Origin of the sequence: Rhodococcus sp. KBW08 (assembly GCF_003852455.1) — a bacterium.
Taxonomy (GTDB): domain Bacteria; phylum Actinomycetota; class Actinomycetes; order Mycobacteriales; family Mycobacteriaceae; genus Rhodococcus_F; species Rhodococcus_F baikonurensis.
This window is the reverse complement of the sequence record NZ_QAJJ01000011.1, coordinates 41,521-57,671: the sequence shown is the minus strand read 5'-3', so window position 1 is coordinate 57,671 and position 16,151 is coordinate 41,521. Positions and strand designations below refer to the sequence as shown.

Annotated in this window: 13 protein-coding genes; 5 read left to right on the top strand and 8 right to left on the bottom strand. The window is 58.2% G+C overall.

The annotated features are described in order from the left end of the window. Window positions 1-238 precede the first annotated feature (238 nt). The 4 genes from DBV08_RS15285 to DBV08_RS15270 all read left to right on the top strand — a co-directional run bounded on the left by DBV08_RS15285 (window position 239) and on the right by DBV08_RS15270 (window position 5,156). On the top strand, window positions 239-1,672 hold the full coding sequence (locus tag DBV08_RS15285) for an MFS transporter (protein WP_397487424.1): 1,434 nt from the start codon (window positions 239-241) through the stop codon (window positions 1,670-1,672). A gap of 41 nt (window positions 1,673-1,713) precedes the next feature. Beyond that, the gene (locus DBV08_RS15280) at window positions 1,714-2,526 is read left to right on the top strand and encodes an enoyl-CoA hydratase/isomerase family protein (RefSeq protein WP_124567955.1); all 813 of its coding nucleotides are present in this window, start codon (window positions 1,714-1,716) and stop codon (window positions 2,524-2,526) included. A 166-nt stretch (window positions 2,527-2,692) separates the two neighbouring features. Next, window positions 2,693-4,318: an AMP-binding protein gene (locus DBV08_RS15275; protein ID WP_124568150.1), complete on the top strand. Its 1,626-nt coding sequence runs from the start codon at window positions 2,693-2,695 to the stop codon at window positions 4,316-4,318. A 61-nt stretch (window positions 4,319-4,379) separates the two neighbouring features. Continuing rightward, window positions 4,380-5,156, top strand: coding sequence for an enoyl-CoA hydratase/isomerase family protein (locus DBV08_RS15270; RefSeq protein WP_124567954.1), 777 nt, complete (start codon window positions 4,380-4,382; stop codon window positions 5,154-5,156). 38 nt (window positions 5,157-5,194) lie between these two features. Here DBV08_RS15270 and DBV08_RS15265 read toward each other — a convergent pair whose 3' ends face one another. Next, window positions 5,195-6,091 (bottom strand): NADPH-dependent F420 reductase, encoded by an 897-nt coding sequence (locus DBV08_RS15265; RefSeq protein WP_124568149.1) that lies wholly within the window; start codon window positions 6,089-6,091, stop codon window positions 5,195-5,197. 36 nt (window positions 6,092-6,127) lie between these two features. On the opposite strand from DBV08_RS15265, the gene DBV08_RS15260 reads away from it, so the two are divergent. After that, window positions 6,128-6,766, top strand: coding sequence for a TetR/AcrR family transcriptional regulator (locus DBV08_RS15260; RefSeq protein ID WP_124567953.1), 639 nt, complete (start codon window positions 6,128-6,130; stop codon window positions 6,764-6,766). 721 nt (window positions 6,767-7,487) lie between these two features. Here the strand turns inward: DBV08_RS15260 and DBV08_RS15255 are convergent. From DBV08_RS15255 to DBV08_RS15225, 7 genes are all read right to left on the bottom strand, one after another. Beyond that, entirely contained in the window at window positions 7,488-8,897 is a 1,410-nt protein-coding gene (locus DBV08_RS15255; RefSeq protein WP_124567952.1) for an aldehyde dehydrogenase family protein, read from the bottom strand. Window positions 8,898-8,929: 32 nt separating this feature from the next. Then, window positions 8,930-10,045: an NAD(P)-dependent alcohol dehydrogenase gene (locus DBV08_RS15250; protein ID WP_124567951.1), complete on the bottom strand. Its 1,116-nt coding sequence runs from the start codon at window positions 10,043-10,045 to the stop codon at window positions 8,930-8,932. Window positions 10,046-10,103: 58 nt separating this feature from the next. Next, complete coding sequence (locus tag DBV08_RS15245; RefSeq protein ID WP_124567950.1) at window positions 10,104-11,306, bottom strand: NAD(P)/FAD-dependent oxidoreductase; 1,203 nt, start codon at window positions 11,304-11,306, stop codon at window positions 10,104-10,106. Between the two features lie 5 nt (window positions 11,307-11,311). Further along, entirely contained in the window at window positions 11,312-11,503 is a 192-nt protein-coding gene (locus DBV08_RS15240) for a ferredoxin (RefSeq protein WP_124567949.1), read from the bottom strand. 27 nt (window positions 11,504-11,530) lie between these two features. Beyond that, on the bottom strand, window positions 11,531-12,442 hold the full coding sequence (locus tag DBV08_RS15235; RefSeq protein ID WP_260395602.1) for a cytochrome P450: 912 nt from the start codon (window positions 12,440-12,442) through the stop codon (window positions 11,531-11,533). Window positions 12,443-13,026: 584 nt separating this feature from the next. Then, window positions 13,027-14,022 carry an enoyl-CoA hydratase/isomerase family protein gene (locus DBV08_RS15230; RefSeq protein WP_124567947.1) on the bottom strand — a complete coding sequence of 332 codons (996 nt, stop codon included), beginning with the start codon at window positions 14,020-14,022 and terminating at the stop codon, window positions 13,027-13,029. 569 nt (window positions 14,023-14,591) lie between these two features. After that, on the bottom strand, window positions 14,592-16,040 hold the full coding sequence (locus tag DBV08_RS15225) for an MFS transporter (protein ID WP_124567946.1): 1,449 nt from the start codon (window positions 16,038-16,040) through the stop codon (window positions 14,592-14,594). Between the last annotated feature and the right edge of the window lie 111 nt (window positions 16,041-16,151).

The following is a 16,151-nucleotide window of genomic DNA, read 5'->3' as shown; positions in this document are numbered from 1 at the left end:
CACCAGATGACTCACGCCTTCACTGACAGATAAAGTGTCAACGAAGGCGTGAGTTTTCGCGATACACGAGATTTCACGGTCTCGTGGCCTGCGGCTGCTCACCAATGTGCGCACAACTCTGTGTTCCGATCCTCGAAACTTGCGTTCGAATACCAACTTTCAGGTGTAGCGGATCTGTGACCCGAGTCATACCGTTCTCGACATCGTCCATTCGGACCGAACTGTTCAGGAGGACACTGTGAGCGCACCACCCACCCCTGTCGACAACGGAGGCATCCCGACCATTCCGCAGCCTCGGCTCCGGAAAGTTGCGATGGCCAGCTCGATCGGCACGACCATCGAGTTCTACGATTTCTTCATCTACGGCACGGCTGCCGCGCTCGTTTTCCCCACCATCTTCTTCTCCGGAATGTCGAGTTCGATCGCCACGTTGGCATCTTTCGCAACTTTTGCTGTTGCGTTCTTCGCACGGCCGGTCGGGGCAATCTTGTTCGGACACTTCGGTGACTTGATCGGCCGCAAGCGCACTCTCGTGTGGACCTTGTTGATCATGGGCATTGCCACCGTCGCAATCGGCTTGTTGCCGGGCAGCAACTCCGGGGTGTTCGGCCTGTTCCCCAACGGAATTGGCACCACAGCGCCTGTCCTCCTTGTCCTCCTGCGGTTTCTACAGGGCTTCGCAGTGGGCGGTGAATGGGCCGGCGCCGTATTGCTGACCGCAGAGTACGCCCCCAAGAACAAGCGCGGCCTCTACGCGATGTTCCCGCAGTTGGGGCCCGCATTCGCGTTTTTCCTTTCCAGCGGAACATTTCTCGTCTTCACAATTGCGGCCGGTACTGACAACAACGCCGACAGCGCATTCATGACCATCGGTTGGCGCATCCCGTTCCTCATGTCAGCTCTTCTCGTGGCGGTCGGACTCTGGATCCGCCTGTCTGTGGAAGAAACGCCGGTGTTCAAGGAAGTGCAGCGTCGTGACGCAGTCACCGACGGGCGCAGTCGACTACCGTTTCTCGATGCGATTCGGTTCCAGTGGCGAGAGATCCTGATTGCCGGTGGTGCACTTGCCAGTCTGTTTTCGCTCTTCTACATGGGCACCGCATTTCTGACGAGTTACGCGACGAAGAATCTCGGTTTCTCTCGAATCACGGTCCTGACGATGGGAATGATCGCGGCTGTGATATTCGGACTCACGATTGCGTTGTCGGCAGCGTGGTCCGATCGAATCGGTCGACGCAAGGTCATCATGTTCTCGTGCAGTCTCGCAGTGGTGTGGTCGCTCGTGATGTTCCCACTCCTCGACACACAGAACATCGTGCTGTACGGCGTCAGCTTGATCGGCACGCTGGTGATCTTCGGAATCGCCTACGGGCCTGCAGGTGCCGCACTTCCTGAAATGTTTCACGAACGGTACCGATACACCGGCGCAGGACTGGGATACACCTTGGCCGGCGTCCTCGGCGGGGCGATTCCCCCGCTACTGGCATCGGTGTTCGTAGCCAATGGCGATGTCATGTACGTGGGAATCATGCTTGCCGGATTGTCGCTTCTCAGCGTGCTGTGCACGTACCTCATGGTCGAGACCAAAGGCCGACGGATCGTCCAAGGATCGCCGACCGAAGACCTTGCGGACCGCAGTGATGGTGCAACGAGCGACCGTGTAAATCTCTGAAATCTCCGATCAAGCCCTTGAGCAGGAAGTCCGTAAACCGCATGAACACAAGCAGTCCCGAGTCGAAGGTCTTATACGAGAAGCGAGGCGAGGTAGCGTACATAACTCTGAACCGTCCCGACGCCAAGAATGCAATTGATCTGGAGATGCACGAACGTCTGAGTCAGATTTGGGAGGATTTCCGCGACGACGACACCGTGCGAGTAGCGCTCCTTACCGGTAGCGGTGACGCGTTCTGTGCCGGAGCAGATCTCAAGACACATCTTCCTCTGTGGGTCGGCGCAGACGCTGATCTTCCCCGCCGGAAGGTCACCGACGGATTCGGCGGTATCACGCGAGGATTGCACCGCATCCGAAAACCGATCGTTGCTGCGGTAAATGGTTGGGCACTCGCCGGCGGATTCGAGATCGCACTTGCCTGCGATATTCGAATTGCTTCTGAGAATGCACAATTCGGCTCGTTCGAGGTCCGAAGAGGGCTCCACCCGATGGATGGGGGCATCGTCCGACTCGTCAATATGTGTGGACTGAGCACAGCAATGGATATCATCCTCACGGGCAACCCGTTCGATGCGGAACAGGCCCAGCGCTGGCAGTTGGTATCCCGGGTAGTCCCGCACGACGATTTGATCACGGAGGCGGAAGCTACCGTCGCGTCGATCCTACGAAATGACAGAGCAGCAGTGGAATCGGCCAAAGACACGGCGCTTGAAATCATAGGGCGACGCCTCGATGACGCACTTGCCGTCGAGGCACTGCTCGGGTACTCCGTTGTCGCGTCGAACCCTACTGTGAGACAGCGACTGGGCAAATTCTACGAACGTACCGATGAGGGGCGCGTGAGTGGAGATTGACTTCAGCGGATACCAACTTTCGAGAGTAGCCGATAATGTTTCGGCGCAGTAGGTTTCGAAACACGGCCGCGCAGGTCGCACTATCTTGCCCAACATTTTGTGCATCGTGTGCCTTTGAGTTCGAGAGTTCGAAGGCGCCGAGATTCAAGGAGTTTCCGTGTCCGAGATGAGCTACGCCAGTGGGCCCTCCGATCTGCCGTTGATCGGTTTGACCATTGGTGATCAACTGGAGAAGACCGCCGAACTTTTCCCTGAGAACGAGGCCCTCGTTGATGTTCAGTCGGGAAGACGGTGGACCTACCGACAACTTGACTCGGCCGTGTCAGCACTGGCAACGGGGCTGTTGCGGCTCGGAGTGGCGAAGGGTGACCGAGTCGGGATCTGGGCGCCCAACGTGCCCGAGTGGGTCCTGATCCAATACGCTGCAGCCAAAGTCGGGGCAATCTTGGTAAACATCAATCCTGCGTCGCGCGCGCAAGAACTCGCCTACGTGCTCTGCCAGGCCGAGATCACAGTGTTGGTATCGGTGAGTCGCTTCAAGAACTCGGACTACGTTGCGCTGATCGACGAGGTCCGTCCGGAAGCGCCATTCCTACGCGAAGTAATCCAGATCGGCACACCGGCTTGGGACAGCCTTGCCGGGACTCCCATCGACCACGTTGCTCTTTCCGGTCGGATGAAATCCCTGGACCGTGACGACCCGATCAACATCCAATACACCTCAGGCACCACCGGTTCACCGAAAGGCGCAACACTCACTCACCACAACATCCTCAACAACGGATTCCTCGTCACAGTGGGACAGGGCTTCACCTCCGACGACCGGTTGTGCGTGCAGGTGCCCTTCTACCACTGCTTCGGAATGGTGTTGGGGAATCTCGGTTCTTTGGTTCACGGTTCGTGTGTCGTAATCCCCTCCCCTTGGTTCGATCCCGCAGCCACCCTCGCAGCAATCAAAGCCGAGCGGTGCACTGCCCTCTACGGCGTACCGACAATGTTCATCAGCCTTCTCGAGCACCCTGACTTTGACCAGTCCGATCTGACGAGCCTTCGCACCGGGACCATGGCAGGTTCGCCGTGCCCGGTCGAGTACATGAAACGTGTTGTTGCAGAGATGAATATGGACGAAATTACCATCAGCTACGGCATGACCGAGACGTCACCCATCTCAACTCATACCCGGGCTGATGCTTCTCTCGAACGGAGGACCTCCACCGTCGGCACACCACTACCCCATGTCGAGGTCAAGATCGTCGACCCGGAGACAGGTCTTACGGTTCCCCGTGGCATGACCGGAGAACTCTGCACCCGCGGTTACCTGGTGATGCAAGGTTACTGGCGGGAACCGGAGAAGACTGCCGACGCCGTCGACATCAACGGATGGATGCATAGCGGAGACCTCGCAACCATGGACAGCGAGGACTACGTCAATATCGTCGGACGGTTGAAGGACATGGTGATTCGAGGCGGAGAGAATCTCTATCCGCGCGAGATCGAAGAGTTCCTGTACTCGCACCCCGGAATTGCGGACGTTCAGATCATCGGAGTTCCCGACCCGAAGTTCGGTGAAGAACTGTGCGCCTGGATCCGCATGCGCGAAGGCCATCCGCCGTTGAATGCACACTCTCTGCGCAAGTTCTGCACAGGGAAACTCGCGCACTACAAGATCCCTCGCTATGTGCAGATAACGAGTGAGTTTCCGATGACGGCGACAGGAAAGATCCGCAAGATCGCCATGCGCGAGCAGAGCGTGCGAGATCTGAAACTCGACGATGCGGTCGCCACTGCATGACCTCGATGCCGAAGGCTGCGTATCCAATTCGTCTTGCATACACACCCCATAGGAGTTCCTGATGTCCATTGATATCGATCGAATCGACCACGTTGCCGTCATCACCATCAACCGACCAGAGGCGCGGAACGCACTCGATCCAGTTCACAACGCGGCACTCGGCACCGCAGTCGCGGAGTTCGAAGCGGACCCGAATCTGTATGTCGCAGTGCTGACCGGAGCGGGAAACGTTGCGTTCTCGGCCGGAGCCGACCTCAAAACATTGCTCCCTGAATACCAATCGAAGGTACGTGCAGGCGAATCCCCGATGTGGAATTTCGGTGGATTCACTACCCTCGAGCGAGCAAAACCCATCATCGCTGCCATCAACGGGCACGCGTTGGCAGGTGGATGCGAGATGGCGCTTGCCTGCGATATCCGCTTGGCATCGCCAAACGCGACAATCGGACTGGCGGAAACGAAGTGGGCGATCATCCCGGGTGCCGGGGGTACAGTCCGACTGCCTCAAGCAGTTCCACTCGGGATTGCGATGGAGATGATCCTCACCGGGGATCCGATCGATGCAGCGGAAGCGTTGCGCATCGGCCTTGTCAATCGGATACTGCCGAGCGAGACGCTGTTATCCGACGCACTTACCCTTGCCCTTACCATAGCCTCGCGCGGGCCTCTTGCCGTGAAGGCAGCTCGCGCTTCAATCTTGGAATCGAGGAGTCTCACCGAGCGTGCCGCAATGGAGAACGAATTCAAACATTTCCTGGAGGTGGTACGTACCGACGATGCCGCAGAAGGATTCGCGGCATTCGGCGAGAAGAGGAATCCGGTGTTTCAAGGAAAGTGAATGCCTACCGGTGCCCGTCAGTTTCCGATCCGCCTTTGCTATTCGTTCCAGTTCCTGTCGGCATCTGTACGTAGTGACGAAACATCCTCCGGAACATAGCCTCCTGCAGTCCCCCGCTCTGTTCCGTCGACAAGCCCGCGGACCGTAGCGGCCGAGACCGGAACGCCTGTCGTTTCGGTAAACCAGCGGTACGCCTCTTCTGGCGTGACCCCCTCCGGCGGCTGGGTTGGGAAATACGGTTTCACGTAAACCGGCGTTTCCGGTTCACTGCGCCAACTTTCGGACAGTGTTCCAATGTCCACCGCGTCGTAGCCGAGGAGATCCAGAAGGGAAGCGACGTCCGATTTCGCCTCCTCGTCGTTACCCGCGATGGGAACAGCGCTACGCTCATCACTTCCGGATAGCCTCGCCAGTGTGAACAGGCGCCGAAAGTCAATATTATTGAAGGCCTTGACAATACGTGAGCGATCCAGATGCCGCTGCACTAGTTCACTGGAAGTGCTTGCAAATGAATCCAATTCCGCGATGCGCCCATCCCTTTGCGGGTAGTAGTTCATAGTGTCGATGACCACCTTCCCATCCGCGGCGTCGGCGGGCAATGACTTGTATGCACTCAACGGTATCGTCGCGACAACGATATCTCCCGCCTTTGCAGCTTCGGAAGGAGTCGACGCCCTGGCGCGACTACCGAGCTCGGCCACCAGCGGGTCGAGACTTCCCGGCCCACTCGAATTGCTCAGCACGACATCCATGCCCGCGCCGATCGCGAGGCGAGCGATCGCACTGCCAATCATTCCACTGCCGATCAATCCCAGAGTTCGTGTCATCGACCGCTCCATCCTGTTCCCCGCAGCCCACCCTCGATCCGACCACGACGAGCACCGGAACGAAAGTGACAGTTGACTGCCATTTATGACCGGTATCGACGGTAGCATAAGTAGCAGCACACTGACACTTGCTAATATTCGGATGTGAATGCCGACAACGACCGACATCTACGCGCCGATGCGGCACGCAACGCCGCCCGCATCGTCGACGCCGCTCGAGTGGTCTTCGCGAATCTCGGACCAGATGCGCCACTCGAAGCCATTGCGCGGCAAGCGGGCATAGGGATTCGCACGCTCTACCGGCGTTTTCCGTCCAAGGAAGACCTGCTACGAGCAGTACTCGACAAGAGCATTGCAGAAAACCTGACGCCGGCGATCGAGCAGTCGCTCGTCGACAGCGACCCAAGGAACGGACTCAAGACACTGGTCGAGGCCTCGATGTCCCTTGTGGTCCGAGAACACAATATTCTTTCCGCCGCAAGCAATGCGGGTGCGCTCACCGCGGAGGTGACTGCCCCCTTCATGGACTCGATTACCGATCTCACACTCCGTGCACAACAATCTGGTTCGATCAGAGCCGATCTCGAACCGGCGGACATGCACGCGATCATGGGGATGCTCACCGGTTCGCTGTGGGACGCAAGCGCGAGAGAAACAGATTGGCGTCGCAACGTCGCACTCGTCTTCGACGGTTTGTCACCAGAAGGCGCGAGTCCGCTCCCCTCTGCCACCCTCCACAGTCGGTGCAGCGGTCCGTTCGATGCCCCGCCTGGAAATAATTGAGCACTATTGCGAAGGCTCGCCCGTGCGTCTGCCCACAGCGATGTGTGTGCCGCACATCGAACACGCCAATGGGCGATCGGGGCGCAGTGAGTCGCTACAGCATTGCTCAGCAGATTCAGTGTGACCAGAGGAAAACCCCGACGAACAGCCAACCTCGTTCGGCGCCGGAACCGCAGATCCCATCGCAATGGTGACACATCTTCACATAGCAGGGCGAAGAACAAGCACCAATTCAGGCCAGCATCCCGACGGTGGAAATCAGCGACTAGAAAGAGTCCGATGCGCTCGAATACCTGGGAAGAGACGAGGCTGTTGCCGGTCGAGCCGTAGTTAAAAGACGGTCGTTCCGCTGTGGCTAGACATCAACGACGGCAGCATCATCAGTGGCGGCGAGCAACTCTGACCGGAGCAGCCTTCATCATGCAAGCAATATCGCGGCAGTCGCCCAGTCCGCTACCGCAGGCACCCAATGAAGGCTGGCGGTCCGGTTGATCCATCGCCTGCACAATATCCTACGAAATGACGTGCAACATAACGTATTTCGAACCGTTCGTCCAGACGTGACATCACATTGGTTTCGACGGCGAGAAGGTCAACGGTTTGGTAAATTCGTCCAAGAAAAGGCGGGGCCCTGTGGAACACCGACCGCTTCGTACACGACATCCGCTTTCGGAGTCAGGGTTTCGCAGGATTCCTCGCCTCGGTCTCGCAATCAGCGAAATCAGATTGTCGCTGCTCCTCGTCCTGGGCCGACGATAACCTGAGGTTCGGTGAACCCGTGGTACCCCCAGATGCCGTTCTCGACGCCTATCCCGCTCCACTTCCTGCCACCGAACGGTAGGTCCATTCTCAAACCACCGCTATGTGCATTCACAGAAACCTGACCGCAATCGAGACGAGCTGCGAGTCTGTATGCACTCTCCAGATCAGCACTCCACACCGACGCAGTGAGACCATACGGTGAATTATTCGCGCGCAGTACTGCCTCGTCCTCGTCGCGGAATGTCAGTACCGGAATGACTGGCCCAAACTGTTCTTCCGCTACGACTGGCATGTCATCTGTCACGCAATCGACAATCGTCGGCGGATAGAAGTATCCGGCGCGGTCGAGCGGAGTTCCGCCCGCCAATACGCGACCACCACGACGTACGGCGTCGTCCACGAGCCCCTTCACGCGTTCGAACTGGGCCAGGTTGTTTATCGGTCCCAACTCTGCGCCTTCAGCCATGCCGTCATCGACCCGGGCGTTCCGCGCAAGTACTGCGAGCCTTTCGACGAGCTCATCCGCGATGCTCTCATGAGCGTAGATTCGCTTGATCGCGTGACAAGTTTGTCCGTTGTTCGCAAACGCCTCGGCGAATAGGCCGGCGGCGGTTTCCTGTAATGGCGCGTCGGACAGAACAATTGCCGGATCGTTTCCGCCTAACTCGAGGGTAAGTCGCTTGAGATCCTTGGCCGCACTAGCCGCCACACGCTTGCCGGTCTCGGTGGAGCCGGTAAAGCTGACCTTCCTCGGCACGATATGTTCCACCATCAAGGCACCGAGAGGATCCGGCCCCGACACAACGTTCAGGACTCCGTCCGGCAAGACGCCCCGCAGCACCCGACCAAGCCCCAGCGTCGACAGCGGCGTGTACGGAGAAGGTTTGAGGACCACCGTGTTGCCAGCCCGAAGCGCAGGCGCGATTTTCCACATCGCGAGCAGAAGCGGGAAGTTCCACGGGGCGATGGCAGCAACGACCCCCATGGGGCGGCGACAAATCTCCTCGTATCCACCGCTGTCGTCCCGTAGCACCTCGCGGGGGATTTCAAGGTTGGCGAAGTAGCGCATCCAGTCGCACGACCAGGTGACCTCGTTCCGTGCCTGATCGAGCGGCTTCCCCTGTTCTGCCGTCAACAGCAGCGCCAGTTCTTCTGTGGCGGATTCGATCGCATCGGCTGCGGCGGACAATCTCTCGCACCGAAACCGGTCCACGCGCTTCCACTGCTCGAAAGCCTCGGCTGCGAAGGCAAACACGCTGTCAAGCTGGTCCGGAGCCAATGCCGGTGCATGGTCGAAGAACTTTCCCGTTGCCGGGTTGATGACACCGAATGTGCCTGAGGCCGGGAACGCAAGACCGTTCACTGTCATGGAATGGTCGATTAGCCCAACATGATTCGGTTTCATTGCACTACACCTACAGTTGACGGATTCATGACTAGTACCGGTTTGATTGTTTTGCCCGACAGAGAATCTGCTTCGGCGGAGTTGATCGCGTCGAAACCGTAGGTCTCGATCATCCGATCGAATGGAAATTGTCCGGCACGCCAGAAACCGATCAACTGAGGAACGAAGAGTCTGGGAACCGCGGAACCTTCGAGTACAAATGTAACCTTGCGGCCTGCCAGCTCGTAGGGCTCAACACTCAACTTCCCGGTACCACCGCCGACAAGTACGGCGAAGCCGAAGAGTCCAAGCACCGCAATCGATTCCGAAATCACCTTGGTCACAGAGGTGGTCTCGAACGAGAAATCCACGCCGTCACAGGTCTTCCGGATCTCACCCACGACGTCGGTGTCCGCCCCGGCAAGGATGGTCTGTGTGGCGCCGAGGTCGACAGCCATTCGTAGTCGCTCCTCGTGCAGGTCGACGACGAAGATGTGTTTAGCCCCGGCCAACTTCGCAGCCATCACAGCAGCGAGCCCCACTGCACCGGCACCGAAGACCGCAATCGATTGTCCAGGCGCGAGGGCCATTTCATTCAGCACAGCGCCTGCACCCGTCTGTACGCTGCATCCCAACGGCGCCAACAATTCCAGCGGTAGGTCCCGTTCCACCGGGACGACGTTGTCGGCATCTACAACCGCGTACTCAGCGTACGAGGATTGGCCGAACCAACGGTTCTTGATCGGCTCTCCGTCCACGGAGTGCGCGCTGGTTGTGCCATCCTCATAGCTGCCGGCGAAGTTGAACTCGTTGAATTTCGAGCAGTAGGCAGGGTGGCCTCTGAGGCAAGCTGAGCACACACGACACGTGGCAAAGCTCAGGACCACATGTGTGCCCACTTCAAGGCCGTGGACGCCGGGGCCTACAGCGTCGACGATCCCACTCCCCTCGTGCCCGACGATGACGGGTAGAAACTCTTCAGTTTGGTCGCGTGGCCACAAATCTGTATGACACATCCCCGCAGCGACGATCTTCACACGCACTTCACCAGGTCGAAGGTTCTCCAAGACAACCTCTTCCAGGGAATAGGGCTGGTCCGCAGCTCGCAACACTGCTGCTTGCATTCGCTTCATTCCGGGTGACTCGTCTCCATAGTTTGATTTCACAATGCTTCCGTCAGAACCGGTCTCGCTAGGTCGTCGACAATGCGACGGCCTCATCCCAGGTCCCGCCTTGCTGAATGAGGCGTCGCAATTTCATGATCTTGCGTGGTTGGTTCAAGGTTGCGGCACCCAACACACGGCTGCCGCTGCGGAACAACGCAACAAATCGCTCATCCTCCGGGCCACCTTGGACGAAGCTGGCTTGGTTCCCAGCAGCCGCTCCCGCGAACTGAATGCGATTGCCGTACCAATCGCTCCAGAAATATGGGACCGTCTCATACGGTTGACGCTGGTCCGGATCGACAGCGTTTATTGCCGCATGCATTCCTTGGTCGGCGGCATTGGTCCAGTTCTCGAGCCGCATACGCGCATCGAAATGTCGATTGGGCCAATTGACCGCGTCGCCGGCTGCAAACACACCCGGCACAGAGGTTTGCAAATACTCGTCGCAGATAATGGCACCGTCAATCGGATCCAATTCGACACCGGCCGATCGCAACCACGCGGTGGCTGGAACAGCTCCGATACCCACAACCAAAAGGTCGGCAGGCAGACGCTCGCCGGTAGAAACAACAACTTCTTTCACGGAGACATCGCCGTTCACCTCGACAATACTTGTGTCGAGCATCAACCGCACCCCATTCCTGGTGTGCAATCCGGCCAACGCACTTCCTACACTCACACCAACTGCTCGAACCAGCGGGACAGCTCCGGCCTCGACAATGGTGACGCTCGCCGAACGCTTGCACACCGATGACGCTATCTCGGCACCGATGAATCCCGCCCCGACCACCACCACACGAGTGCCGACACCGATAGCCGAACGCACTTCGAGAGCGTGATCCAAAGTCCTCAGTGTGTGCACGCCCTGAAGTCCCGTGCCTTGCGGGATAGTCCTCGGCACCGAGCCGGTCGCGATGATCAAACGCTCGTAGCGGATTTCGCCGTCGCTCGACGATACGATTCGACGCGACGTATCGAGCCCTAAGGCAGCGCAATCGAGCCGCAGGTCGACAGCCAGGTCGTTGACGAGATTTTCCTCGGAGGCAAGGTACGTGGCTTCGACTGGACCGGTGAGCATCGCCTTGGAGAGCGGCGGACGGTCGTAGGGTAGGTGTGCTTCTTCTCCGACGAGGGTGATTGCACCTCGATACCCAGCTCTACGAGCAGCCTCGACTGCCCTCAACCCAGCGAGAGAAGCGCCGACAACAACAAGGCCCGCACCACTCATCATCACTACTCTTCCGTCAAGCTCAGTGCCAGCGCGGGGCACGAGCGAACGGCATGCTCCACCTCCGCCAAGGCATCACCGGTCTTGTCTTCCAACAGGTTCAGAGTGCCGTCGTCGAGGACCTCGAAGAAGTCCGGGGCAATCGACTCGCAGATTCCGATTCCGGTGCAACGATCGGTGGCAACATTGATCTTCATTGGTTCACTCCAGAAGGAAGACAGGCGCTAGTGGGTGTTTACGAGCAGGCGATTGATGCCGTGGAACTCTTCACTGCAGAGGTATTCGGGCTCTGCGACGACCTCGAGCCGAGGTAGGAGAGTATAGATTTCGCTGAATATTGCCCTCAGTTGAACCTTCGCGATGCCGTTGCCGAGGCAGAAGTGAACGCCGCCGCCTCCGAACCCAAGGTGTGGCATCGGTCGACGGTCCAGGATGAACTTCTCAGGTTCCTCGAAGGCATCCTCATCCCGGTTCCCGGAGCAGTAAAAGATCGCAACTTTGTCACCGGCCGAAATGCTCTGACCGCCAAGCTCGACGTTTCTCGTCGCCGTCCTACTGAACTGGATGACCGGGGAGGCATGCCGTATGAACTCGTCAACGGACTTCACGATGCGCCCTTCGAGATCAGCCAACAGCCAGGCCTTCTCCCCCGGGTTCCGGTCCAAAGCCAAGACGGTGGAGGTGGTTGTCTGTTTGGTCGTGTCATTGCCCGCAACGCTCAAAAGCATCATCACCGAGGTGATCTCGTCATCTGACATGAACTGCGCATCGTACTTGGCACCAGCAAGTGCTGTCGCAAGGTCATCTGCCGGATGCGTATGTCGGTGCTTCACAAGTTCGAGCCCGATCTGACGCAGGATGTCGACTTGTTGGGCGAAGTACGTATTGGCCGGCACATCCGGCGGGCACATCGCTCGTATGTCGACGAGGTTGCGTCCTGCCGATGCAAACGTCTCGACGAGTTCGTCGGGTACTCCCAACATGTCGGCGACCGTCAACATGGGAAGCGTTTCAGCCACCGAGGTCACGAAGTCGATCTCGCCGGCACCGACGACCGCGGAGACGATCTGGTGTGCCCGCTCGCCGATCTTGTCCTGCAGTCTCGCTACGGATTTCGGAGTGAACGCTGCACTCATGAGTTTGCGGTATTTACTGTGATCCGGAGGATCCATCTCCAGAAATGTGGGATCCATGGCTTGCCGAGGGTCCATCGGCCGAAGCATCACTCCGCGCTCTGCGGAGCTGAAAAGTTCGTGGTTCTGGCTGACGAACCGAATGTCTGCCGCTTTGACCACAGCCCAAAACCCAACCTCGCCATGCACTTCGGGCGGTATTGTGGTTTCCAGGTGCGGATGCCAACTCACGGGCGCGTTGCGCCGGAGCAACCCAAATGTCTCATCGCGCTCCACGAAATTGCGCTTCCAGAATGCGAAGCTCGAGATATCTGCGTCGTCGATAAATTCGCGGGAATTGTTGTTTGTCAGCGCCATTGACGTCTCCGATTTGTGTGCAAGGCGCCGAGGCTACCCGCGAAACTGCAAATGGGTTGTGTAGCTGTGCAAATCGAATATCTTCGAGAACTACTCGAAACCGAAACAAATGAGAATTTCGGCACCGCTACAAGCACATCCACGGTCTTGATCGAAGCGTCGCGCGGCTCACACACGGTAGGTGAGCGGGCCGCACGACGGAGGGCTCTCACCCTAATTGCTTCGAAGGATCAGGATTTCGCGATTGCTTCGGCTTCAGAGTCGGCGGTGTCATCGCGACCCTCGCGGGCTCGGTCGGAGGTTCGGTATTCCATGTCGTACTGCTGATCTCGCCAAGTGAGAGCAGCCTTCAAGCCGTCGCGCGCAGCGCGGGAAGCGAATTCGTCTTCGCTCTCAGACGAGTAGTAGCTTGCCCCGGTGAGACTGGACCGCAACTCGGCCAGTGCCAGGAGATCGGTCCCGTTGGCGATTCCGGTGCGGAATCCCATAATCTCGTGCTGCCGATTAAGACTGCGCTTCGTCAGCATCGCGAGCTGGGTGTCGGTCAGAGACACCGTTCGTGCGATCTTCTCGGTTTCGGCCTCGAGATCCTCTGCCGGCACAACAGCGGACGCCCATCCGCTGCGGAACGCTTCGGTTCCATCCATCGGCTGGTTCGTCAACATGTAGAACTTCGCCTTGGTCATTCCCACCATCCAGGGCATGTACTGGATGTTTCCGGGCGACCAGTGCCTGCCAACAGGCCAACCGATCTGCGCATCCTCGGCCACCACTCTGATGTCACAGAACGCTGCAAGTTCCGATCCACCAGCTAGGCAATAGCCCTGAATCTGTGCAATGACCGGCTTCTGCAGATCCCACAGGGTGTAGAACACGCGCAGATGCTCGTTGTTGTAAGACTCCCAAAGCATGTCCCGCTTCAGGTTGATGTATCCGTTTTCGGGAAGGTTGGGAGCCGGTTCAACGGGCGAGATATCGTAGCCGGAGCAGAAGCTGGGGCCATCGCCCTTGATGATGATCACCTTGATCTCATCCTCGAGCTCGAACTGCTTGGCTGCCATTGCGATCTCGAGGAGTCGCTTGTAGCCGAGGGGATTCCGCTTCTCAGGACTGTTCAGAACGATTCGCCCAATTGCACCGTCTCTCTCGAGGCGAATCAGCTCGTAGTCCGGCATCTCGACGTCTTCGCCGCGGAACGGCGGTGCCCACTTGACCATCTTGCCCATTTCGGCTCCATTCGTTGTGCTGATTCGGTGTGTTCAGTAGCGACAGATGTGGCCTGACTGGCATTCGGTAAATCGATTCGAATGCACCTGTCCTGCTCACTCATATTCCTGAGTGATTCTGTCCGCGAACTCATCTCATACTTGTTTTCGGAGAATTTTCCAGTGCCTTGCGCGGGATGGTAGGTCGACAGGACCGAATCCTCGCCCATAGATGACTCACATCCTGGACAACGATCCGCCCCGTCGATAGAAGTTTGTCGGATGACTATGGCCTGGCCGACTCCGTCGCCGCGCCACACGTCGAAATCCACTCGCATTGAAGTCCGATGTGGTCGGGTTGGAGAAGGAGACTCCATCGACCGGCGCGTCCCAGAAGGCAATCCTCTTACTTGCTTACTCTCACTTCCACTAGAACGTAACTCGTTCTGCTGTTGAAGTCAAGCATCAAATTTCGGTTGCGCACGATCCTAAAATCCCTGTTAAAGACCATAAATCAGTCGAACGCGGGGCGAGCATGTTCCAACTGAAGTGGATTCAAGAACCAAAAGACCCGGCAATTGCATAACACGTTATGCTCGTGCGAACGCATCGTCATGCCCGACGATTCGACGTGCGCGCGGCAACCACAGCGCGATGAGCGCAAAGAGCGCGCTCGCACCCAGACAAACAATCCACGAGGTGATGTACGCACCCTTATTCGTAATCGAGCTGGTGACATCCGTACCAGCCATCAAGACGGCAGCAAGGACCGAAGTGCCTACCGCGCCACCGAGGGACTGCGCCAGGAAATTCATGCTCGTTGCGGGGCCAACTTCAACCGGAATCACGTGCCGCACCATGAAATTCGCAAACCCTGCGTATCCGAGACCACTTGCAACACCGAATATCGCCTCGGTGACCCATACATGCCAGACCTGAGTATGGAGGAGAAGAATGAATACACACGCGGCAACCAGCAGCAGCGCGGCGAGGAGGAGCGTCCACTTGGGATCCACCCATCGATCCAACTGCCCCACCGCGAACGATCCCACTGCAGCGCAAGCCGACACCAGAACGAACATGCGCGTGGTGTCGGTCGACGAAAGACCGAATCCGTACCCCACGACAGGATCTGTTGCAGCAAAGTAATTCACCATCACGACAAATCCGTACATAACAGCCGTGGCGAACAGCGCCGCGACGGCCGCACCGAGCACTGCCGGATTCTTCCCCAATTGGACTGAGATCAGCGGAACGTCACCACGCTTTTCGACGCTTCGCTCGAATTGCACCCACACCACCAGTACCACGACTCCAACCACGGCTACCCCGAGTGTGCGCATCGAGAACCATCCCCAGCTGGGTGCCTCTGTGGCCGCGAGAAGCATCGCACCGATAGCGATAGCAACAATCCCTGCTCCGCCCCAGTCGAGCCTGCCCTTCTGCCGCGCTCCATGCGCCGGCACGGTCGATACCAGTGCAGCAGCGCTGAGCGCGAAGACAGCGGCGATGCCCGCGAACAGCCAGCGGAACGAAAGGTGATCGAGGATGGGGCCTGTCGCCAGAGATGTAAGACCGCTGGCGACGTAGTAACTGCCGCCCAACACACCAATCGCCGTAGCGCGTCGGCGGGTATCCAAGTGCTCTGCAACCATTGCGAATGCCATCACAGGGATGACCAAACCAACACCGATCACACACATCGCGACAATTATCATCGCGGCGCTCGATGCAATTGCAGCAATCAAACTGCCGATCACGCCTACGACGAGAAGTCCAGTCGATACCAGACGGTTTCCGTAAAGCGTGCCTGCTCTGGCCATCAACGGCAGTGTTACCGCCGTAACCAGGAGTGGGCCCGTCAAGAACCAACCCGCCTGCGTAGGAGACGCGTTCACACTCGCCGCAATCGCAGGCAATGCCCCCATCATCACCGCCATCGGCGCTCCCGCGGCCATCGACACCAGCGCGAGGGACAAAGTGATAGCCGCAGCGCGCTTGCCGGAGGCAGCGTGCACTCTCTCGATGACGGCGCTCATCGGTGCCACCTCGACTCGTCAGCGTTGCTTGGACCCTGGATCACGATTACTCCTCGTATCAGTTTGTCATTAGGTGAACAGCCCTTGACTTTGAGTTTCGTCCCGAATGAG